The organism is Trichocoleus sp. DQ-A1 (assembly GCF_039961955.1).
In the GTDB taxonomy this organism is placed as follows: domain Bacteria; phylum Cyanobacteriota; class Cyanobacteriia; order Cyanobacteriales; family FACHB-T130; genus FACHB-T130.
Genome location: NZ_JAMPKE010000024.1, coordinates 1 through 25,723 on the forward strand (window position 1 = coordinate 1; position 25,723 = coordinate 25,723).

Genomic DNA, 25,723 nt, shown 5'->3' on the forward strand with positions numbered 1-25,723 from the left:
CACCTCCTCCAGCCAGTACTTTTAGGGACAGATTGGATATTTGTCCCTTGCTATCATTAATAGTAATGGCAGTTTCATTGAGATATCGATTCCAATCAGCCTGAGGGATTTTATAACTTATTGAAATGTTATTAATATTCCCACTCAATTCATCAAGGTAATACTTAACTGTTTGTTGCGTTAATCGTTCTAGTCTCAATTGGGATGTTTGTGGTAAAAGCACCCGTTTAGCAAATTCAGTCTGAAAGTCTTTAGTAATAACTTCAGCAACTTTTTCTTCTGAAGTTGAACTATTAGAATTTAATAAATGGGCTGCCCCAGAGGACAGTTGAACAAAAAGGCTTTTATACTCTAGGTGTTTCTGGTTAAAGTAGCCAAAGTACCAACCTAAAAAGCTACTATCAACCCGGACCATTAATTCATCAATCCACACGTCGAGTTCTTTAGATGCGTAACTTTCAGCGCTGGCATAGGCATTTTTAAGAGCCTGTGCCATTGCTGTATCAACTTTAGTCCAATCTACCGACGGCTTGACAACAACTTCGACAGGGGGCTTAATATCTCCAGGAACTGTTGAATTTGAAAAGGCTTTGGTGATAAAAATTTGACCAATCAGGGGAAGAATAACAACTAAGATTACAATTGCCCAGATTATGGGAGTAATTGACTTGAACAATTTTCCCCAAGAGCGAATTCGCTCAGTTGTCTGAGAATAAGTACCTTTAGCATTTACTAGGTGTTGCCGCTCGGTTTGAGCAACATCAGTGCTTTCTTCGTTGGTTGGCTTCTGCTCTGGATTACCTATTCCTACAGCCATTACTGACACACTCCATGTGAAAAGTTGAATGAAAGTTGTTTGCTTGCTATCGCGCTCTTAACTCTCCAAGCATCAAGCCGTAGAAAAAGCGTGCGTGAGCTTCAGAACGCGCTCCAAAAACATAGCCTATGCGATGTCCTAAGCTACATCGTAGTCACTCTTGAATATCAGGGTAATCCGTGAAAACTCGGTTCAGCAGTGATTCCAGCGCTTCTGAAGAGTAAATTTACTTAAGACTTGTGTGTAATGAAAGGGTTTGTTGAACTCAGCAGGCTACTTGCCCAACGCTGCTGAGTTTAACAGAATCCTATATGCAGCATTACTTGATGCTGAGTCGGACTGCAATTTACACGGGACTGACGAAGGCAAAGTGTTGGCGATTCTAGTGGAACCAAAAAAGCGATCGCACTCTTCCTAATTTTCAAATGCGATCACACTCTCACGAATACAAAAGCGCGATCGCACTTGAACTTCACCAGAAAATGCGATCGCATTGTCACCGAAACAAAAGAGCGATCGCACTCTTACCAATACAAAAGTACGATCGTGATTGCACCTTATACAGCAAATGAAATCACTATATTATTCCATATTCAGAGATTAATCGGGAGGTAAGACACCAGCTTTACAGAGCGAGTACATCTTTACCCTCAAAAGCGATTACTCTCTAGATAGCAAACAACTTACTAGGGTAAACCATAAGCATTGTGCAACTGAGATTCGTTAGAGCGCAGGTCATTAATAAACTGAGCCTTAGAGACATCAGAAGGGTATTTACTGGAAAGCCTAAACCCATCCTTGATTGCACTTTGATCTTTAGGATCATCAATAGATGAAGGATCAAATATATTTGCATTTGGGTTTGAGCCATACACAGCGCTAAATACTTGTTTTGCTACGTCTGAAAAGTCAGAAAGTAACCCAAGATTAGGTTTAATTCCTATTAAAGCAGTAACAACATTAATAACTTTATTCACAAGGCTACTTAAACCATTAGTCAATGTCTGTGCAAGCCCTGCTCCTTGTAAGAGCTCAAATTCACTGAATCCTGCAATTCGACCCACATACCCATAGTGGCTATTAGACCAAGATTCAAATTGGTAATATCTACCAGTAGTACCATCAATAGTCCATTCTTTTTTATCACTTCTAGCCTTGATCTCTTTCTTATGATCCCACTTTCCGCCAGCACGAACTTGGTCAGCCCAGATGGAATAAGCTATTAATTTCGCTAATGGTGCTCCAATTAAAATAAGCCAAGGATTATTAATATCATTAAGGAATCTCATAGCTTCAACTTCTTGGGTCTTGGGATTGTTACTGAATTCGCCTGCCATAAAATTAATGACCGAGTCAGCATCTGGCCAGGTTTCAATAAGTTCTCCAATAATTTCTACATCGCCAATAGCTTCACCGCCACTACTACCTGAACTACTAGGGATTTTGCCTAAAGCAATCCAAGGATTTTCTTTTTGACCATTTGGCAAACGTGCTTCAAAGTGAGTATGCCGACCTTCTGGACCATCAGGCTTGGTGTAACCCGTGTAACCCTCAATGCCAAGGTAATGTCCTGCATTGATAGATTGTCCAACTCTCAAATCAGGGTTGAAGTTCTCGAAGTGGATGTAGCGAAAAGTTCTTTGTAGTTGTTCATTCCAGATATCGATGTAATTACCACCATACTGATCCTTATCCTTGACTTTAATTACTCCACCAGCCAAAGCATAAACACTGTAAGGGTACGCTCCTTGATTAACAGAATCAATTGCCAGATGCCCACTATTAGGGTGCTGTGTAATCGTACCTTTACTGTGACCATACAGCCGTTTAAGATATTCGCTTTTAGTAGTAATTGAACCTCCACCGCCACCAATAGAACTAGGTGGTGGATAAAGGAGTGAACCATTCGGTTTGTAGCCTACAGCAACGCCATTCTTCCAAAGAATATAACCGTTAGCAAAGTCCTGCCGGATGTAGCCATTCCATCCATATTCCCCACTCTTAGGCGCACCCAAGGGTCCATTCAACCCTCCGGTGGTGTCCATGTAGTAGCTACGAATGCCACCGTATAGGGGGTAAGTCCCGTACTGGCTACTGACAATCGAGCCATTCTGGAAGTATTGATATTTCGCCCCACTAGAATGAGTGTTTACACCTGAAGTGGGATGACCAAGAGTATTCTTGTAATCCCGCCACACTCGGTAGAAATCATCCGGCAATAGATGTCCCGCTATATAGCCACCAATAAAGGTTTCCCCGTTAGGACGACGAGTGATACGGTTCCCTTCAAACTCTTGAGCCGTATTGCCATGCCCATCATCAAAGATGTCACTGGTAGCATAACCTAACCAGCCCGGAGCACCCCCGCGATCATAGTAAGCTTTCCAAATATCCCCGTAGGTATAATAAGCCGTCCCACTACCGTGGCGCTTCATCAGGATGCCCCAACCATTGGCACCACCGTCGAAGTCCTGCACCACACCATTGCCCCACCCGTGGACATCATTAGCTGGCACACCTACCCGGTCATAACCTCCATAACGCCAGAATGCATCAATGATTTCGTGAGTCGGGTTATTGTTGGGGTCAAGACCGATTACATAATTAGAAGCCTTCTCATGGTGGAGTTTGGCACGCGCCCCACCACCGTATTCCCGATGCTTTACCTGCATTCCGTATTGACTAGGTCGCGTGAAAGTGGCATAGCCGGTTGTTTGAGTCGCCACCTCAATCATCTTGTCAATCGGCGCTTGACCATTGACCTCTACCTTGAAGCCATCATCATGGTTGCCGATAAAGCGATACGTGCCCCGTTCAAATGGACGTTGCGATGTCCAACGCACCGAGAAATTATCCGCTTGTACCCCAGGCACAGGACGACTAAGCGACCAATCCTTATCCAGGTTGCCACCTGAAGCGCTATCGCTGCGAACAACTACTGGGTTGCCAGCCCAATCTCGATTGTTGAAGTATTCTCCACGCCAGCTGTCAGCTGGGATCGTCAAACTGTTGTTGAGATACTCATAGTAAGTGGGATTCGTCATCCCCGGTGCCCAGAACAGCTTACCCTTCGGCAGTTCTAGCTCATACGCCCCATTCCCCAAATCCTTCTGAGAAGACAGCGGGAAACCTAAAACAGCTGGGCCACCAGCCTGCTTGTAAGCCTCCCAAAGTTTACCAAACACAAAAGTAGCGGGGCTGCTGGGCTGTTGTAAAGTAGACGTGAGGGGTAATTTTTCTTGCAACACAGCACCTCGTCCCTGTGAACCTCGAAATTCTTGCAGATGACCCGCTAACTTCATCGCAGGTAACGACCACCCACCGCGAGTGCCGAAAGAAACAAATTGAGGTTGCAAGGCAGTAATAGGAATGCCAATCGCCCCAGCCCCAAAAGTATCGACGACTTCGTTATAGGCAGCTTGGAAAGCTGAATCAACAATTTCCCCTTGGTCGGTAGCAGGCGTATAAGGCGACCCTTGAGCGCTGTAATTCCAATTCAGATTGACCGCTGCTGCACCACCCCGCTCAAAATACTCCAGTTCCAACGTATGCAGACCTGGCGGCAGAGTAATCGTTGCCTCAGTAGTGGCAAGCGGTTGCTCTTTCCACTGGTCAATCACTTTTTCGCCATTGATGTACAACCGCACGCCATCATCCCTTTGAAGGTTGAAGGTGTAAGTTCCCCCTACCATCTGTCGGTGAGTGGTCAATCGTGCAGAGAAATCATCCTGGTTAATCCCACTGTCGGGGCTTGTCTCACCCCAATTGAGATTTAAACCTCCTGTCAAACGACCTGGATTATTGTTCTCCAATCGCGTAACAGCAGGTGCTCCCGCTAAATCTCGATTGTTGAAATACTGACCGACCCAAGGTTCTAACCAAGCCTTGCTAGTACCTAAACCGAACCGTCGGACGCCATAGTCTCCCGCGACCTTCTCCCAATCCAGCTTATTCGCTGCCGCACCCCCATTCTCAAAATGCTCCACTCGAATTCGGTGATAACCCTTATCCAGTGGCACTAGCACTTTATTTGTAGTAACTGCCTGGTCATGCCGTTTATCAATGACCAGCTTGTCATCTACCCACACCCGGACACCATCATCCGCCTGACTGGTTAACTCGTATACTCCTGGCGAATCAAAATAGCGAGTAGTCGTCCAACGGTCAGAAAAGTCATCTGTACCAATCGGTACACCTGCCTCATTCCCAGTTCCCCAATCCTTATCCAGGAAACCTTTACCACCACCGCGATGTCCGGCTAAATCCCTATTATCTAGATTCTTGCCTCGGAAGAATTCTCCCGCCCACTCAGATGGCGGATTCGCTTGTTCCCACCGCAGAGTATTCGCAGCAGCATCACCATTCTCGAAATACTCCACCATCACCTGGTGGTATCCTGGCGAAACAGCTGCATAAGCCGTTTTCGTTTCAAATGACGAGTCTTTCCACTTGTCGATGACTAGCTGACCATCAACATAGACCCGCACTCCATCATCCGCTTGGTTGATAAAGTTGTAGATGCCGCCATCAAAGTAGCTAGTCGTAATCCAGCACCCAGAAAAGTGGTCTTCTTGCACCCCTCTAGTGCCAACAGGACCCCCTTGACCTACTGCAAAGCGGAGTTCTCCAGTGGCTTCATATTGAGACCAGACGGGAGAGCCAATTAATTGCTGATTATTCCAATACTGGGCGTGCCAGTTATAAGTGCTGCCGTGTCCGCTAGCTGGTGGTAGGTTTTCAATCGCCTTAGTGTCATAGGCAGTAGTCGGTAGCCCTGGCTTGTAAAGAATGTAACCACCCTCGAAATACTGGATAATCCAGCCATCGCCCTGATCGATTTCACGACTCGTAGGGAATCCTAACCAGCTGTTCACGCCGCCCAAGGATTCATACTTCTCACCAATACCTCCCCAAGTTGGGAAAGCTCCATGTTTAGATAGCCAAATCTTACGGTTGCCTTGGAAGTGCTGCACTACCCCGCCCCCATTGGCAAGATTGTCAAGCCCTCCCTTGATGGCAATTCGGTCAGTAGTCGGGTAGCCCATATCCTTGGCTCCCCCAACTTCTAGGAATGTATCCCAAATCAGTCCACTAACCCAGTAGGAGTTGTCATTGGCATTGGACTTCATAATTGCGCCCCTGCCATCAGACCCACTCTCGAAGACTTGTGTATAGCCGTTTTCCCACGGATGGACGTTATTGGTTGGATAGCCGAGAGCCGAAATACCTCCATTACGCTGATAAGTATTGACATAAGTGCTGTGAACTGCACTGCCGTCAAAGCCAACAGCACGGAATGGCCCAGTCCAGTCTTTTAGCAACCCAGATGGTTCCCAGCGCAGCGTATTGGCAGCACTTCCACCATTCTCGAAATACTCAACAACAACCTTATGCTCGCCTTTTGGCACTACTACATAGGCATCGTTCCGAGCAAACGGCTGGTCTTGCCACTTATCAACAACTTTGACACCATCGATGTAAACTCGCACCCCATCGTCCGCTTGGCTGATAAAGTTGTAGAAACCGCCCTCAAAATCGCTAGTGGTTTCCCAACGAGCCGAGAAATTATCTTCAGGAATTCCTCTGGTGTCAGGCGGCGCACCCGACCCAGCAGCAAAGCGTAATTCTCCTGCTGGGTCAATTCGCGTCCACTTCGGTACACCCGCTAGATTTTTGTTGTCCCAGAATTGAACCTTCCATTCTCCGGTGCTACCGTGTCCGCTATCAGGAGGCAAGCCTTTAATCGCATTAGTGTCATAGACTACCGTCGGCTGTCCTTCTTTATAAAGAATGTAGCCACCCTCAAAATTCTGGATAATCCAGCCATCGCCAAGACCAATTTCACTGCTGGTAGGGAATCCTAAAAAGCTATTCGCGCCACCCAAAGAGTCGTACTTACCACCGATACCCCCCCACGTTGGAAAGGCTCCATATTTTGATAGCAAAATCTTGTAGTTCCCTTGGAAGTTCTGCACTACCCCGCCGCCATTAGCAAGGTTAGCCAATCCACCTTTGATATTGATGCGGTCTGAAGTGGGGTAGCCCATATTATCAACCGCCCCGGCTTTGAGGAACGCATCCCAAATCGCACCGCCAACCCAGTAGGAATTATCATTGGCGTTGGACTTCATAATCGCGCCCTTGCCATCAGACCCACGCTCAAAATCTTGCGTGTAGCCGTTACCCCAAGGATGGACGTTGTTGATGGGGAAACCTAAGACTTCCCTGCTACCATTGCGATTGAAAGTGTTGATATAGGTCTGGTGTACAGAGGTGCCATCGTAACCAACGGGGGTTGAAGGCACTAGCTGAGGAACTGGTTTAATAGGCCAGCCCCAACCTTGGCGATAGGCTACTGCATTCAAACCATTCCAGATAATGTAACCATTTTCAAAAGTCTGTTTGAGGAATCCATTCCCTTGGTCTTTCGGTCCACTAGTGGGAACACCAAGCCAGCTGGAGATACCCCCTTCGTTCAGATATTTCTGCCAGATTGTGCCATACAGGGGGAAGGTGCCATACCTACTATTGACAACCAAGCCTTGCTCAAATTGTTGAGAACTAACACCAGGAGATTGCAAGGTTGCACCTGAAACTGGCTTGCCTAGCGCTACTTGATTTTTCTGAGAAACTTCATAACAAGCCGCGCTAACTGGGTCAATTTCGACAATGCCACGTATTAGATGCCAATCTTTGCTAAGAATCAAGGGGTCATTAGGTAAGTCGTTCCACTTCCCGCCTGCAAGCTCTCCAAAATCTTCACCTTCTGGCGTATGGAGTACATTATTTGGCTCTCCAAGCGACCAGTTTTTGTAGGTAGCTAGCTGTCCGCTCACCCACTTGAAATTCCCTTCTGTAGTTCCGTATTTTTCGCTGTCGGTTAATCCAATCCACAAATGTTCGTCAGAACCAAAAGTTGATGAAAGCCAAGCTTGTTCTTCAGCATTGCGGATAGTGACAAGATTTCCTCCGACAGCGATCGCCTGATCTTGGGCACCAGCCCAAGTGTCCGGTGTAGTTAGAAAATACTTATGCCCGTTAGCCGGGTTTGTATAAATATTGCTGGAAGTATTAATTCTAGAATCTTGATTAGATGTAGACGGCGAGAATTTAGCTACCCAAGCATCACTATTTCCAGCGTTAGCAGAACCTAACGAACCTGTAGTAGTTCCTGTAATATAAATATTGCCAGTGCTGTCAACCTTTACTCCTCTGACACTATCATCACCGCCAGTTCCAAACTGGTGCGTCCAAATTTTGTTACCGTTCGGATCATATTGAGTCACAAAAGTATCATTATTGCCAGTACTATTGTTGGCATCTAAAGACCCTTTAGTAATCCCTGAAAGGTAAACGTTACCAATACGGTCAACAGCAACTTCTACGTTGCGTTCAAATTCTCCTACCCCTTGTTTGTTAACAGAACCCTCGTCAGCAGCAGTTCCCAACTGGCGTGTCCAAAGTTTGTTTCCTTGAAAGTCATATTTGGTCAAAAAGACATCGGTACCGCCAGCAGTGGTATTGCCACCGAGAGAACCTTCTGTGAGCCCGGCAATGTAGATATTGCCAGCACTATCTGTAGCAACGGAACGTGCTTGGGTTTGACCCGTCGTACCCAGATGCTGCATCCAAATTTGATTGCCAAAGCTATCGTATTTAGTAACAAACGCATCGGTTTGACTATAGCCAGTCTGTCCCGCAATATAAACATTCCCTGCACTGTCTGTAGCGATACCGCTAGCCCAATCGAAATCCTGAGTTCCGACAATTCGACTCCAGAGTTTATTCCCACTACTATCCCATTTAGTAACAACTGAATCGCCCGATTGAGTGCCTGGGCCATCATCGTATCCCAGCGTATAAATATTGCCAATTCCGTCACCAGTTACACCAACGTTATAGTCAAAGCCCGACGAACCTAACTGGCGAGTCCAAAGTTTATTGCCATCGGCATCGTATTTCGTGAGAAATGGATCTGACCAATCAGCATTAATACCACTGCCATTGATGTTGCCATCCAGAGAGCCAAAGGTAATTCCAGCAATGTAAACATTACCCGTGCTGTCAACAGTTACACCACGGCTCCAATCACGGGTTGAAGTTCCTAATTGGCGTACCCAAGCAAGTGTTGGTTGAGACGAATCTCCAGCAGTAGCATACTTAGTTATAAAGGCATCGGTGCCACCCCCAGTGCTGCTAGCGCTATCCAAGGAACCAGCCGTCCCTCCTGTCATGTAGATGTTGCCAGAGTTATCTACCGCTATGTCAGAGGAGAAGTCATCACTCGTAGTCCCCATCTGTTTTATCCACTGGAGTTTCACATTGGAGGCTGGTGCAGAAGGGCTTTGTGGTTGCTGCTGATAGTTTGGAAGCCACTGAGGAACCTCAATCGAGGTGCCTGCTGGAATATAGTTTGGATTTGCAATACTGTTGTGGTTAACAATCCACCCGTAATAATCAGGAGCAGCATTGCCCATTGTGCGTTGAGCGATCGCGCTCAGGGTGTCACCTATCTTAATTTGGTAAGGCACCCAATTGTAGTATTCGCCGTTTTGCCAAAACTTCTCAGCAACAGCTCTTTCGCTGGGAGTAACCTGACCTGATCCTCCCCAAGTGGTAGGGATCAGAATCTTCTCACAGTCATAAGGTTCAGGTTTCGTCACCTTTGCGATGCCTACAGCTGCTGCCAGATTCAGTAACCCAGCACCCGTTTCCCCGTTCCAGTTGGGCGTATTAAGATCCGTAGCTGTGGATTTGAGAATTTCAATCACTTGGCGATAGCTCAAACCGGGATTAGCTGCCCACACCTGAGACACTGCACCTGTAACTTTAGCGCTGGCTACAGAAGTCCCAGCCATTACGCCCATACCATCGCCAGTGGTAGATAGTTCTGGATTCTCAACTGTCCCACCGGGAGCCATAATATCCAGACCGTTACCATAAGACGAATAAGCAGCGCGGCCAAAAGCTTTGGAGAGCGCTACAGAGTCGTTGACCCGTTCAGCCGCACCTACAGTAATAATGTTGTCAAATTCTTGCGAAGCTTGACCCAAAACTGACATCACACCGCCATCATTACCAGCCGCCGCCACAATTAGCACATTATGTTGACGGGCATACTCAATCGCCGCCCTCTCAGCCGGAGTAAACTCATAGCGCGTCGTCACACTGCCATCCGGGTTAACTTGAGTCAAGTCAAGGCTGAGGTTAACTACGGCATTCGGTTGTCCTGACTCCTTAGCAGCATCTACAAATTCAACTAACGAATCTGCCCATTTTCCAGAACCTACAGCACGTCCTACCCACAGAGGTGCATCGTCATTAATACCATCAATTTCAACTCCGTTGTCCTGAGTTGCGCCAATGATGCCTAAAACGTGGGTTCCGTGTTCGTTGCCTTCACCTGCTGACAGCAACGGGTTAGCATCACCATTTACTCGGTCTTGCCCCAAAATAATCCGGCTATAGTCAAGATCGGGATTATTAGCACTAAAACCTGTATCAATCACGCCCACCAAAGGCTGATCCGCCTTAACAAACTCAAACCGCTTTGGCTGAACTGTTTTTGCTACGGGTACTTCCCCAGCATGGCTGTGTTCTTCTACAACATCTGCATCATCAGTTGGATTAGTGGCACTGTTAGAATTGTGGTCAATTGGGTCGGTGGCGATCGCTCCCCCATCATCCAATGGGTCAATGCTATTGTCAGAAGTCCCGTCAATGGAATCGGTAGTGATTGCGCCCCCAGCTTCATCCACTGTGCCTTCTAAGTCAAGAATAGGATCGACAGAGATCGCGCCCCCATCATCCACTGCATCAGGTGTAATGTAAGGTTTGGCATAAGCAATTAACGCCTCACCCATATCCGTGCTACGCCAATCCTTACCAGAATTAATTACATCATCTAAAAGTGCTGCTTTACCTGTCGCGCCCCGCACCTGGAAGATAACGTCGTTATAGTCTTTGTCGGTCCAGCCATCAACTCGCATATCCTCCATCACGAACGTATTGCCATCCCCCGTGACATCGGCAATTTGCCCCATGTGGAAAGCATCATTCGGGTTCGCTGTTGTCATTGAGAACAATGGATGCCCATAACCCTCAGCAGCAGGGTTATCGTATAACTGCTGCACCGTACCGTGAGGCACTAGCATCACCCCAAAAGTGTCGCCCGGACGCATTGAGAAGGTCTTAACGCCCTGGTATGCCCCAGTGTTAAAGTTGCCTTCATGGGGCAGTGCGCCACTGAACCTCGCTCCCTCAGTGGCATCAGAAAGCGCTACATGACCTAACTCGGAATTACTCAAAGCGCGAGAAGCTGCTTCTTTAATAAATGCCTCGGAACCCAGCTCAAAGCCTTCCATCCCACCCAGGCTAAAAACGGCTAGTTCTCCCTGATACTGACCGCCGTCAGATAGGAAATCAATGCTAACTTCGCCTGTGTCACCTACGGTGAAAACTCCAGATTCAAAAGTGGGGCTGAAGTCTGAAATAGCCGCTAGTGGGTCATCTACATCGCCATAGAAGAAGTCAACGGGTTCGATGTCTGCATCCGAAATCGCCATTTCATACGAAGTGGCTGCGAATGTTCCCGTTGCGTCTGTTTCCCCATCCACATCAGGTAAATCGACATCAGCAAGTGTATTGGTCGCATTTGTGTCTGCATCCGCATCAGGTAAATCGACATCAGCGATCGCATCCGTCACATTCCCATCGCTACTAAGTATGTCAACATCAGTGATCGCATTCGCCGCGTCAGCATCGACATCCATATCTGGGAGGTCAACGTCCGGGAGCGTATCTATGTTCCAATCCATCACCACAGGGTCAGGCGAGCTATCCCCGCCGTCCAACAAACCACTGGGCGTCAAAATCGGCTCCAAAATAAACGTCTGCAACGATGTTTTCTGAGGTGACTTCTGGGGCTGAAATCCAATCGCCGCAGCACGTTTTTTGGAGAAGAACTTGAACGGACCCATAGATTCCCCTTAGTGATGACTGATACTTTGCATAGCGCCAGCAATTTGCAGTGATTATTCTCTAGCTTGATACAAGTTAACTTTCGTTTTTTTTTAAAGAATCAGAGAGAATACGGAAATTCTCTAGCCAGATTATAAATTTATGGAGAAGCTCAGCCCAGTTCTACACCACAGTTTATAGAGCTGGGATGAAACAACGCTGCACGTCTTACAGTGCCAAAGAATCTGTTTAATCAGTAAATATGCGGTTAAATATAGGTATTTAATTTAAAAGGGAACTATATTTGCCAATTAATCTGTTTTTCTTAACTTCTTCACTTGGTAGAGGTAAACAAGTAATAATGCACTGTAATGATGAATGAAATACTACATAGTACCGACATAATTGTCTAACGACTTTGAAAATGACTTGGTGTTTCTCACCAGGCGAGAAACAAGCTGCCGCAACGTGTTATTAAACCGCTCTTCTTAAATTGTCTTTGCAGCTCTCTTTCCCCATCGCCTGATGTCGCTTACGGGCGTAGCACTACCCCATATGCTGCCCAGAAAATCACGTTTGCTGCCGCTTCATCCAGTGCGCTAATTATAAACACCCACAATTTCATAGGTGTCTGCACCCTTGCGCTAACCAGAACCACGGCTTTTTTCCTTTATTGTTCACAAAGAACCACAACTCGTCACGCTGAATCGCTAACCTCCCCTTTTTTGGCTGTCACTTGGACGCTTCGTGACACCCCAACATATTTCTCATTGCGTAGGGAAAGTAGCCATTGCTCAGACACCTGCACCGCGCGGGCAATGCTAGCCAGGATAAATCTGTTCGAGCAACAAGCGGTCAATCAATTGCCGGGTTGCTCGAACTATCACCTTTTTCTGAGGATGCAAGGGCAAATTGCCTTAAATCGCTGTTTACCGTTGTGAATGCGACCATTTTTGATGGTTCGGGAAGCGCATAGGTTGGACAGGCATGAGCAGACGAGAAGGAAATAAACTTTACTCGCATATCATTACATCTTGAACATTACCTCGCTTGAATATGGATGACCGACTGTTGATTGGTCAAGAGGCTTCTTGAACGACTGAAGATAGCTGGAAAGAAACAAACTATCAAACTTTGACCAGACAAGGTTTTGAATGGTTACTTTGCATTTGATGTCAGCTTCGCTATATTTGCACCATTTAGTTAAACAGGAAAGCGATCGCCAGCCTACCTTGCTTCAGCAACGGTTGCTTGAAAACTGGTACTCCATCGGGAGTCCTCACAATCTTCCCTTGCTTGTTTCGTTCTACCTCACAAAAGACATAATTCCCTTGAGTATCTCGTTTCAAGCGAAGTTCTCCAGAGACAGATTGGTAAGCTGGGGATGAAACTGGGGAATCCTTCGTGTTCCACAACTTGCCCATTTTCATCCCGGAGCACTGGACAGACAACCAACTCACCTGCTGCATCAAACACCCACTCATTCTTCTGGGGGTCACGCACTGGTGTCGGGTAAAGCGGTAAGTTACTACTAGTATTGATTGTTATTTATGGTGCCAACCGCAGACTAAAAAAATACGGCAGTTATCTATAGTCTAGATCGATTTACTGTATTTAGTAAACCCCTACTTTCATCATTGTTAACAGATCTATAGTGGATAAATAAATCCCTCTGGAGACGGCCAATCAACCACTAATTCATCACCCTCAGACATTTGTCTTGATAAATCGTCTTGAGCGTTGGTGAGTACCTTGTGATGTGGATGCTTCTTGATTAAGACAAGATTATCGAATGAATTATTACCACCAATTTTCAATGGAAGTTTATGATGTATTTCCCATCCATCGGGTCTGTTTCCCTTACTTAAGCGTAAGATATCAGCGTCATTTAAGCCAGCTTTTCGGAGAGTATCTAATTTATTCGGATCACTACCTAAACTCATGGCAAACTTACGTCCTACTGAATTGTTAAACTTATTACGTAACGCATCATAGACACTCTTAGGAACTTTCGTGATAGCTATTCTTTTGATTAGTATATCAGGCAGCTCAACCTTGACCCTTTTCAAAACACCATTGAATGTTTGTTTGCCTAAAAACCTACTAGCTCCAGTAGGAATGACAAGAGCAAACTGTTTAGAAATCTTTGCAAAGACATCAGATTGTCCAGTAATCCATTCTATCAGCCCCATGAATTTGCTGGCATATTGAGCCGCTTTGGCAGCGACAATAGAACCAAAACTAATAAACATTTGGGCAATCTCGGCAGCCACCTCACCAATCACTTTACCTTGAAAAAAACCTCGTTCCCAAACCTTAGGATTGTTCCATGCCTTAGAAAAACTTGATAAAAGATGGTCTGGAGCTTTCTTAAGAATTTCCCAAATTTCAGGTGCTTTCGCCATTAGTTCGCTGAGCAAACTTTGGAAATTGTTCCAAACCCATTTGACAGCATTAACAGCCTTGCCAGTAGCATCTACTATGGTACCCAAAGCTGTAAATATGCCAGTAAAGGAATCAAACGCACCTTTAAGTATCCCTCCTGTGAATGCTGCACCAAACTTAGCCCATTCCGGCAGTATTTTATTAGCAGCATCTACTGCTTGCGCCCACAAACCTCCTGTAATAGATCCTGAACTGACTTTACCCTTTAGTTGATTCAGAAAAGTTTGGCTAGGAATCCAGATTTCACGGTTAGCTCTGACACCAATGTTGTTGTAATCAATGTTCTTCCATTGCTCATCTGTAAACCCGCTGAGAGAAACATTTTCGTATTCGTCGGGTTTCCAAAACTCCCAAGGCGCTTTCGGTTTCTTCTGGCGATAGTAGAATGCGTTGCTATCCTTATTCATGTAAGCAAGCGCATTAACAAAGAACCGCAAATCGTAACCCTGTTCTGGCTTATAATGCTTCTCTGCTACTGCAATTGCAGTTCCTTCACCTGTACTTTGGTTATATTCTTTAATCTTGTGAAGGGAAGCACCTTGCTCAGGAGGATTTCGATGAATATACCAATTTTCAACCCATCCAGCCTGACCAACGCTATTAACAACGTAGTACCAACCATTGTGTTCTTTAACCACAAAGATACTATCGTTAGAATATAGTTTTGTACCTGAAACCTGACTTGAACCAGGACTGGGGTGAATCTTCATAGACAAGTAAGGATCTACGAAACCTACTCGACCTTGCTGCTCAATTGAAGTTCCTGGGTAGTTTACAGCAACGGATTCTATGAAGTTATCGACAACTTCTATATCGTTAGGATCGCTGACTTCATCATCACTACTCGAATTATCGTTGGTTGCAGTATCGCCACCAATAACAAACGGAACTGTCTGTCCAAAATAACCACCAGCAGTAGGTTTGTGAACTTCAACGTGCAAGTGTGGCCCCGTACTCCACCCAGAATTGCCACTGTAGCCAATTAACTGCCCTGCATTAACAGTATCTCCAACCTTCAAACCAACTCGATCATTAAAGTCTTGCTGTAAATGTAGATAAGCAGAGCGATAACCATTATCATGCTCAATTAGAACATAGTTAAATTGATTAGCCTTATCCTGCCCGCCACCCGTATCAGGATAGATATCCCGTACTCCAACAACTTTGCCAGAACGCATCGCATAAACGGGAGTACCCTTTGGAACACCAAAATCAATAGCGTATTCTGCACGACCATTATGAGAGGTTGAACCCCCTGGCCCTTGTGTAACAGTTCCAGCCCCTAAGAGAGGATGGCGGAATCCTTTGAGAGGATTCTGTGGTGTTGGATTTGATTGGAGAAGAATCTTTTTAACAGGAGTAGGAGTAGAAGAAGGTGGATTAGTAGGACTGCTGCTACCCCCAGTCCCAACATAGTAGGCTGCAACATAGCCGCGCTGACCGTTGTACTCAATTTCGTACCAGTCATTGCGATCGCCAGTACCAGGATTGTAAGAGCCGCCACTAACGGAGCTAATTATTTTAAACTGTGTGCCGACTGGTAAAGTTTTGAAAATTTCAGCAGAGGTATTAGGTGCGCTTCTGAAGTTTAAAGCTTCATTGGCACGACCAGTTTTTGTTTGATTTGGTGGTGGAGTGACAGGCTTACCAGTGCCAGTAATATAGGCAGTAGCAGCAACACCATTCCAGAAAATGTAGCCGTATTCAAAATTTTGTTTGACGGTTCCATCACCCGGATCATTAGGATTACTGGTTGGTAGTCCCAATGCTCCACCTAAACCTCCCTTGTTCAGATACTGCTGACGAATATCGCCATAGAGGACAAAGGTGCCAGAAGGACTGCTGACAATAGAGCCATCTTGAAAAATCTGATAACTCACATTGCTGGAGTAAGACTGGGCGTTTTGGGTAGGGTTGCCTAGAGTTAATTCGTTATCCCAATAAACGTCATAGAAATTACCGCTTACTTCATAGCCATTAATAGTGCTTGAAGTAGGAGAACTAGCAGACAAAGTCAGATTAAAGTTAGTGCTGGCACCGTTATCTGGTGATGAAATGCGGACAGCGTAAGTTCCAGATTCTAGACGTTGATTAATAATGTCGGCGGCTGTACCTGGGTTATAAGAAGCATCAATGAGAGTAAAGGTATTAGTACCGTCACCATTTTGGGTTAGTCGTCCCAGACTGACATCTGCATTCTCGCTCAATCCATCGAGTTTTAGATTAAAGCTGCTAGTAGCATCAAGCTCGAATCGATAATCGACGTTAATTGCACCAGAACCACCCACAGAGTTGCTGACAGTCTGGCTACCCGTTAATTTGCCCAAATTGAAGGTAGGATAACGAGAATCCCCACTAATATTATTGCTTGAGGTAACTGGTGCAGTGGAGAGAGTATAGCTACCTGTTGCATTCTCCTCCATACTGGTGACGCGAATACGATTATTCCAATCAGAAGGAATGACGAACTCAAGTTCTGTACTATTTCCGTTAATAATTGTCGTAGAGTGGCCTACTAATTGTTGTGTAGAATCCTTCAGTAAAAGAAGCTTAGGAGTAAAACCAGAAGAACTCAAAGTAATCCGAATATTATCACCTGGATTAAACCCTACAAGCGAATAGTCATCGTAGAACCTATTAGGATAAGACAAATCATTGTTAAAGTCCGAACTACTTAATGTGCTATTAATAGATTGATTGGGACTAAGCGTACTTGCAGAAGGAGCTGATATGCTTAGGTTGTAGTTAGTATTGGGATTAGCGGGAACAACTTTGCCACCGCCAGAGGATACATTTAGGATGTAAGTACCCGCAGCCAGTTCCTCAGTCATATTCTCTGCATTAGTCCCTGAGCTACTAGAACTACTAACCCAACTGATACTTCCATCACTGTTTAAGCGCAGCAGACTTATATCTGCATCACCGCTCATACCATCCAGCTTAATCTTGACTGGGGTTCTTCCTGTAAAGTGATTTGTGCTGGGTACAGTGAACTGATAATAGTCATTAAAGTCAGTAGTACCGACAAAATCGCTGGCAGTAACAGTACCGTTAAGTGTACCTAAATTGCGGGCGGCTTTTGAAGTATCGCCAGCGTTATCCTCTGGTGAATAGACAACAACTACACTATTGCTGGCAATAGTTGTACCAGAGACAGCGCCTGACTTGTCATATGCAGTAGCTGCCCATCCGTAAGTCCCTGGTGCTACACGACCTAAATTGTAGCTAAACTCTGCCCAACGGCTATCAGTGCTAGAGGGCGTGAAATTAGTAATCGTATACTCTTTATAAATTTCCCCTTCCAGAGCGACTCTTAGAGATATTCTATCTAGATCGCTAAATCCATCAGGGTCGTACACCTTACCAGTTACATAGATATCTTTCCCAGAGCCGTAAGTCCCACCAAAATTAATTTTGAGATCCCTTGGTTCTCGTGAAGCCCAAGATACATCTAGATCGTAGTTAGTGCTATCGGTACTCGAAGTTGGAGCAACGCGCAAGTAATAGGTTCCCGTTGTCAAAAGCAATGCTAAGTCAGCTATATTCTGCTGCCCTGTTAAAGTTTTGATAGGAATTAATGTACCGCTTTCATCCTTCAAAACTTCAACATTTGTTGCGCTATTTAAATTACTCAAATTAAGTTTGACATCGCTCATATTCGGTAAATAAAAGCGATAATAATCCTGTAAATCGCTGTTACCAATTTCGTCTTTAAAACTTCGAGACCCTTCTCCCGTTAAAATTCCAATATTTCTAGCAGTTGCTGGAGTATTACCCGCATCAAAAATCGTAGCATTTAAAGTCAGATTGTAGTTGCTATTAATGGGTGCACTAACACCATTTCCAACCCTTATTATGTAAGTCCCTGAAAGCAGAAGATCATCTATCGTGTTACTACCATTGACTACTGTTGAGCCACCAAATGGGCTAAATATACCATCACTGTTTTGCCTGAAGATCGTTACATCTGGATTAGCAACTGTACCTGTAGCACTAAGCCCATTGAGTACTAAGCTAAACTGACTATCTTTACTCAAAGAAAAGCGGTAATAATCATAGGGATCTGTATCTCCCACAAATTCATTGAAGGTACGAGTTCCATTTAAATTCCCCAAATCAAGGGCTGAATTAATATCGTTACCAACTGTATCAGGCGGCGTACTGGGCGTGCTTGTAATATTCATCGTGTAATTTGTATTTGCACCAGTACTGCCAGAGTTTACTCGCAGATAATAGGTTCCTGGATTAACAGTAGTAGTAATTAAATCTGAAGCATCACCAGTATTTTGAGACTTCAATAGGGTAATTCCACTACTATTCAGAAGCTCCAAATTAGCATTAGCACTCAACCCATTCAATAAAACTCGCAGCTCGCTTTTAACATCTACACTAAAGCGATAGTAATCCTGTATATCTGCATCACCTACAAAGTTACTAAAAGTTTGAGTACCAACTAATGTACCGAGGTTGTGAGCTGTACTGAGTGTGTCATCGACTGGAGCGTTTGAATATTTAGCTAAAAAGACATCACCCCCTCCGGCTTGAGTTCCTTCTAAAGAGCCATAAGTAAGTCCGGTGATGTAAACACTACCTGAGTTATCCACTACTACGTCGCGGGATTCGGTACCACTGGGAGTTCCCAACTGTTTAATCCACTGTTGAGTTCCACTTTTGTCATACTTAGCTACCCAAGCATCAGAAATCCCCGTTTTGGTTCCCCCCAAGGAGCCATAGGTGGTTCCCGAAATATAGACATTGCCTAAGTTATCTACGGCTACGTCAACTGCATCGTCACCCGAGTTAGTTCCCAACTGACGCTTCCACAGTTGAGTTCCACTACTGTCGTATTTAGCTACCCAAGCATCAGATCCTCCAGCATTTGTTCCTCCTAGAGAGCCATTGGTAGTTCCCGTAATATATAAATCGCCAAAGCTATCTACCGTAATCCCATAGGAGTGGTCAGTAGACGCAGTCCCTAATTGCCGCTTCCACAAAAGAGTTCCACTACTGCCGTACTTTGCTATCCAAGCATCCGCTCCTCCAGCATTGGTTCCTCCCAAAGAGCCATCGGTGGTTCCTGTGATATAAACGTTGCTTAAGCTGTCCACCGCTACACTGTGGGAGTGCTCATCCCTAGAAGTTCCTAACTGTCTAGCCCAAAGCCGAATTCCACTGCTGTCGTACTTAGCTACCCAGCCATCGTGCCCGCCAACGTTGGTTCCTCCCAAAGAGCCTAGCGTAGAACCTGTCATGTAGACGTTGCCAGAGACATCTACGGCTATATCAGAGGCGCTTTCCTCATAGGAAGTTTTGAACCACAGTTCCCTCCACTGCAAATTCCCGTTGCTATCGAACTTAGCAAACCGGGGGTCTCCCATACCCTCACCAGAAATGTATACATTGCCTGAGTTATCTACCGCTACCCCATAAGAAGCGCTAAGAATTCCCAACTGTCTAATCCACTGTTGGGTGCCGCTGCTGTCATATTTAGCTACCCAAGCATCATCCGGACCAGAATAGGCTCCTCCTAGAGAGCCACTCGTAGTTCCCGTGATATACACATTTCCAGCACTGTCTGTTGTTACGCTATAGGAAGCATCACGACTGGGTGTCCCTAATTGTCTGATCCACTCAAGCGCTACAGACTGACCATTAACCGCTCGTTCTGTGGCTTTTACTTTTCCATCACCACTCCAAGTTTTTGGAATGGTGATAGCTATGGGGTTGTACTCTTCTGGTGTTGTTACCTGCGCCACACTCACCGCCGCTGCTAAATTCAGCAACCCTGTCCCGGTTTCCATATCCCAACCGGGAGTCTTCAAGTCTGTGGCTGTTGATTTCAAAATCTCAACTACTTGGCGATAGCTTAAATCGGGATTCGACGCCCATACCTGAGACACTGCACCCGTCACCTTGGCAGCGGCTACTGAAGTTCCTGCCATAGTTCCCACTCCATTACCGACAGTGGACAGCACCGGATTTTCCGTTGTACCACCATCTGCCAAAATATCTAGACCGTAGCCATAGCTAGAATAATCAGCTCGGTTTAATCCCTCAGATGCCCCTACCGTAATGATGTTGTCAAACTCCTGAGAAGCTTGACCCAGTACCGACATAATGCCGCCATCATTTCCCGCGGCTACCACAATCAAAACATCATTCTGACGGGCATACTCCAGCGCTGCCCTCTCAACAGGGGTGAACTCATAGCGTGTAGTCACGCTGCCATCGGGGTTAACCTGAGTCAAGTCAAGGCTGAGATTGATAACTGCGTTGGGTTGTGCAGACTCCTTGGCAGCATCCACAAATTCAACCAGCGATTCTGCCCATTTGCCAGAACCAACGGCACGTCCCACCCACAAGGGCGCATCGTCGTTGATGCCATCAATACCAACGCTGTTATCTTGAGTTGCACCAATGATGCCTAAAACGTGGGTTCCATGCTCATTTCCTTCACCTCCTAACAGCAAGGGGTTGGCATCACCATCCACCCGGTCTTGCCCCAAAATAATCCGGCTATAGTCAATATCAAGATTATTACTACTGAAGCCGGTGTCAATAACGCCAATTAAGGGCTGGTTAGCTTTGGGAAACTCTGGCAGCGCCGGATTGGGGTCAACTGGTTCAGGATTTACATCAATTGGATCTGGGTCAACTGGATCTACATCAATTGGATCTGGGTCAACTGGATCTACATCAATTGGATCTGGGTCAACTGGATCTACATCAATTGGATCTGGGTCAACTGGCTCAGTCAGTGTAACGTAAGCTAATAACTCCTGACCTATATCCGTGCTGCGCCAATCTTTACCAGAGTCAATTACATCATCCAAATGTACTGCTGTACCTGTCGCACCCCGCACCTGGAAGATAACATCGTTATAGTCTTTGTCTGTCCAGCCATCAACCCGCATATCCTCCATCACGAAGGTATTGCCATCTCCCGTGACATCGGCAATTTGTCCCATGTGGAAAGCGTCATTCGGGTTGGCTGTCGTCATTGAGAACAGCGGACGCCCGTAACCCTCAGCAGCAGGGTTATCGTATAACTGCTGCACCGTACCGTGAGGCACTAGCATCACCCCAAAAGTGTCGCCCGGACGCATTGAGAAAGTCTTAACGCCCTGGTATCCCCCCGTATTAAAGTTGCCTTCATGGGGCAGGATACCACTAAATTCAGCTCCCTCGGTAGCGTCAGCGATCGCTATATGACCCAATTCGGAATTCGAGAGGGCGCGAGAAGCTGCTTCTTTAATAAATGCCTCTGAACCCGGCTCAAAGCCATCCATCCCATCCAGGCTGAAAACAGCTAATTCACCCTGATACTGACCGCCATCAAATAAGAAATCAATACTCACCTCGCCAGTTTCGCCTACGGTGAACACACCAGAATTAAAGGGGGGGCTGGGTTGGATAACACCTGTTACTGGGTTGTCTGCATCGTTGTAGATGACATCAACGGGTTTGGTGCCATCATCGGATATCTCAGGATCTGCGTCTGCACCTGTAGCGTCTATATCAGCTAGGTCAACATCAACGCTTACGTCTGTAGCATCGGTGCTGGTATCTATATCCGGTAGATCAACATTAGCGATCGCATCCGTTGCATCTGCGTCAGCATTTATATCCGGTAGGTCAACATTATCACTTGCGTCTGTAGCGTCCGTATCCCCATCGCTACCAACTAGGTCAACATTAGCGATCACATCCGTCGCATCTGTATCCAGTAGATCAACATCAGCGATAGAGCTGGGTTCTGCAATAGCCGTCAGTGATTCATCTGTATCGCCATAGAAGAAGTCAACGGGTTCGATGTCTGCATCCGAAATTTCCATTTCATACGTACTGGCTGCGAACGTTCCCGTTGCGTCTGTTTCCCCATCCGCATCAGGTAGCTCAACATCAGTAACTGTATCGGTCGCATCTGTTTCCCCATCCGCATCAGGTAAATCGACATCAGCGATCGCATTCGCTGCATCAGCATCGACATCCATCTCTGGTAGGTCAACATCAGCCAGCGTATCCATGTTCCAATCCATCACCACAGGGTCAGGCATACTATCCCCGCCGTCCAACAAACCACTGGGTGTCAAAATCGGCTCCAAAATAAACGTCTGCAACGATGTTTTCTGAGGTGACTTTTGGGGCTGAAATCCAATCGCCGCAGCACGCTTTTTGGAGAAGAACTTGAACGGACCCATAGATTCCCCTTGGTGATGACTAATACTTTGCGTAGCGCCAGCAATTTGCAGTGATTATTCTCTGGCTTGATACAAGTTAACTTTCGTTTTTTTTTAAAGAATCAGAGAGAATACGGAAATTCTCTAGCCAGATTATAAATTTGTGGAGAAGCTCAGCCCAGTTCTACACCACAGTTTATAGAGCTAGCGTGAAGCAAACGCTGCACGTCTTACAGTGCCAAAGAATCTGTTCAATCAGTAAATATTCGGATAAATATCGATATTTAATTTAAAAGCGAGCTATATTTACCAATTAATCTGTTTTTCTTGACTTTACTACTTTTATTGAAGATTCCGGTTTATCCTGGGAATTACGCATCTACCGTAAGTAGGACTTTCGGTCATGAATCTTGAGGATGGATTCGCTCCAGGAGAAAGTTACAACTGGATTTGTCCCGACCTGACTGCTGATTGGAAGCTGGGCAAACTTCGCAATTCAGACGAATTCGTTCTCCAGTCACTTGAGGGGAACCGACGCATCCGATTTTCTGCCACCGAAGGCTATGCTCTACAATCCTTTACTGGGCGGTTTACTGTGGGGCAAGTCCAAGAGCGTTGTCAGCAACAGCTAGGCAATGCCATCTCCCCCGACTTTGTAAGTCAGTTGCTTTCAAAGCTGGTCGCTGTAGACATTTTGACGCTATCCGATACCGAAGAAAGTCCCGCGCCACCAGTTTCTGGGCCAGTACTGAAAGCCTGCGTACAGTGGATTAAACACCCGGATGGCTACTGGATTTTACGCAACCCAGAAGATGTGACGTTTATCCAGGTAGATGATACGGGTAAAGCAGTAATTTCCGATTTGGGACGGCGGCAACTAGAAGAGATCGCCCAAAAATACAATATCAGCACTCAGGAGTTGCGAAAACTCCTACAACAACTGGCTGCTACTGGAATGCTGGTGGGAACGAAACCACAAAAGCCATCCAGAGGGAAGTTTACCCCCATGCAGCTACTGTTTTTCAAACTGTCCCTGTTTAATCCTGACCGCTGGTTAAGCAGACACGTTGATAAACTGCACTGGATATGGACGCGGACTTTTGCCTTATTGCTGTGCTTCTTTCTGGGATGGTCAAGCGCGATCGCTTTCTCCCACAGTCCAGACATTTTACTAGCTGGTCAGCAGCTGATGAGAACTCAGGGAAGTTCGCTAATGCTGCCTTTTGGACTTCTGGCGATGTTGGTAGTGACACTCCACGAACTTGGTCACGCCTTCACGCTGAAGTATTACGGTGGCATTGTCCCAGAAGTGGGGATGATGTTTATGTTTTTAATCCCAGCTGCTTACACGAACACGACAGATGCTTACTGTTTGGTGAAGCGAAGACAACGGGTACTGGTTGTTGCTGCGGGTGTGATTTGTCAGGTAGCGATCGCTGCGAGTGCATTTTGGATGTGGCAGATTTCATCCATGTGGCTGCACACGACTAGCTTTTTACTCATGGCGGCGGCTTTATTCACTGTTGCCGTTAATCTTAATCCGCTATCCAAATTTGATGGCTATTATCTGGCAGTTGCGATGAGTGGCATCAACAATCTGCGGAGTCGCTCGTTTGGATTCTATAGCAACTTGCTGCAAGGACGAAGTACCAACGAAAAACCAGGCGATAAAGCTTTTTTAGCAGCTTACGCTCCATTCAGCTTACTGTACAGTCTTTTGGTTTTCGGTAGTCTCTTGGGATTGGTGACAGGTTGGACGCTGACGAATATTCCCACCATCGCCATCATCTTACTCACACTTTGGGCAATTTACTTTTACTGGCCATCTACCTCTAAAACTATGACTTCTAACGCACCAACACCCCGTCCGCAGCCACAGCTAAAAGTCGTTCCCCCCACCACCACTCTCCCCACGGCACCCTCAGTTACCCCTGCGACACCTCCAGCTTCCGTCGCTACTTCAAAGCCAAACTCGTTAAAAAAGTGGATAACCATTAGTGCTGTACTTGTTGGTATCAGTGGTTTGGGATTGATTCAAGTCCCTAATTCCGTCCCTGGCGAAGCGGAAGTTACTTCCACAACAAATGCTCGACAAGCGGTTACTGCAAAACTCTCTGGTATTGTCGAAGAAATCTATGTTAGCCACAACCAACAAGTTACACCTGGGCAAACTCTAGCGATTCTATTCAGCAAAGAGTTAGAAGATGAGATTGCTAAAGCTCAACAGGAAGCAGCTCAAGCAAAGCTTAACGTAAAAAATTATGAACAACAGCTAAATAACCTTCAATCTCAAGTGAAAGAAGCTGATGTTAATGAAAATAATGCTCGGCAACAAGTTGAGCAAGTTATTGAGAAAATGGCGCAAGGGAATTCCTTACCTCAAATTCGGGGATTAGAGTCCCAGATAGATGAAATTGAAGAGGAAATAACGGGGCTTAACAACCAACTCAAAAAAAGCGAAACTCGTTTGAGGCGTTACCAATCAACTGAAAAGGATATCATTCCTTTAAATGATGTGGAAGATATAGAAAAAGAAGTCGATAACTTGTCTAGTCTCAATAAGAAACACCAGAAACAGATAGCCACTAAAAAATCTGAGATAGAAACAATTCAACAACAGCTTCAAGAACAGCTTGCTCAACGGCAAGGTGAACTCAAGCGCATACAAGCTGTGCGGCAGTCTATATTACAGCAGGTCGAAAATGCCAAAACTGCTATTCAAAACCAGCAGGAAGTAGCTATCAAGATGGAGGCAGAAATCCCCAGAAGAGAAGAAAAGAAGAAACTGTTGGAGTTAAAATCTGAGACCGCGGGGATTGTGATTGCTGAGAAAATTGACTTGATGAAAAATAACCTGCTCAAAGAGGGTGAGCCGCTATTAGAAATTTTCAATCCGAATAAACTGAGTATTAGTATTAAAGTTCCCCAAGAAGACAAAGATTTGCTGAAAGTGGGAGCAAGTGTGAAGTTTTTCCCTCGCGATGCTGGCGGTCGTAAATATACAGGTAAAGTGCAAGAAATTTCGTCAACGGTGGCGGTAACTGAAACTGAACCGAAACCGACTTTGAGTGTCCGGATTTTGATTGACCAGCCAGATTTACAGTTGCAACCGGGGATGAAGGGGTATGGCCACATTGAATCTGAGTCAATGCCGCTATATAAAAAAGCACAGCGGGAGTTGCTGAAACTGGTGCAACCTGGTTTGTTTGGTATTGGCTAAATAAAAACCCGCTGATTCTTCAGTACGGCTTGCTCAATGTTAATCATTTCGCGGTTACGTATCTAGAGGGATAAAAGTTTAATAATCAAGGCTATCAAGCTA

At 45.7% G+C, this 25,723-nt stretch carries 4 protein-coding genes and 1 pseudogene; 1 reads left to right on the forward strand and 4 read right to left on the reverse strand.

Features of this window, described 5'->3' with window-relative positions; translation table 11 throughout:
* From NDI33_RS19780 to NDI33_RS19795, 4 genes and pseudogenes are all read right to left on the reverse strand, one after another.
* Positions 1-817, reverse strand: a pseudogene (locus NDI33_RS19780) (hypothetical protein); the annotation flags it as partial.
* Between the two features lie 686 nt (positions 818-1,503).
* Positions 1,504-11,796: a PA14 domain-containing protein gene (locus NDI33_RS19785; protein WP_190676068.1), complete on the reverse strand. Its 10,293-nt coding sequence runs from the start codon at positions 11,794-11,796 to the stop codon at positions 1,504-1,506.
* Positions 11,797-12,975: 1,179 nt separating this feature from the next.
* Positions 12,976-13,227 (reverse strand): hypothetical protein, encoded by a 252-nt coding sequence (locus tag NDI33_RS19790; protein ID WP_206753673.1) that lies wholly within the window; start codon positions 13,225-13,227, stop codon positions 12,976-12,978.
* A gap of 198 nt (positions 13,228-13,425) precedes the next feature.
* Complete coding sequence (locus NDI33_RS19795; protein ID WP_190676071.1) at positions 13,426-22,422, reverse strand: SBBP repeat-containing protein; 8,997 nt, start codon at positions 22,420-22,422, stop codon at positions 13,426-13,428.
* 382 nt (positions 22,423-22,804) lie between these two features.
* On the opposite strand from NDI33_RS19795, the gene NDI33_RS19800 reads away from it, so the two are divergent.
* Positions 22,805-25,621, forward strand: coding sequence for an efflux RND transporter periplasmic adaptor subunit (locus tag NDI33_RS19800; RefSeq protein WP_190676073.1), 2,817 nt, complete (start codon positions 22,805-22,807; stop codon positions 25,619-25,621).
* The last annotated feature ends 102 nt before the right edge of the window (positions 25,622-25,723 follow it).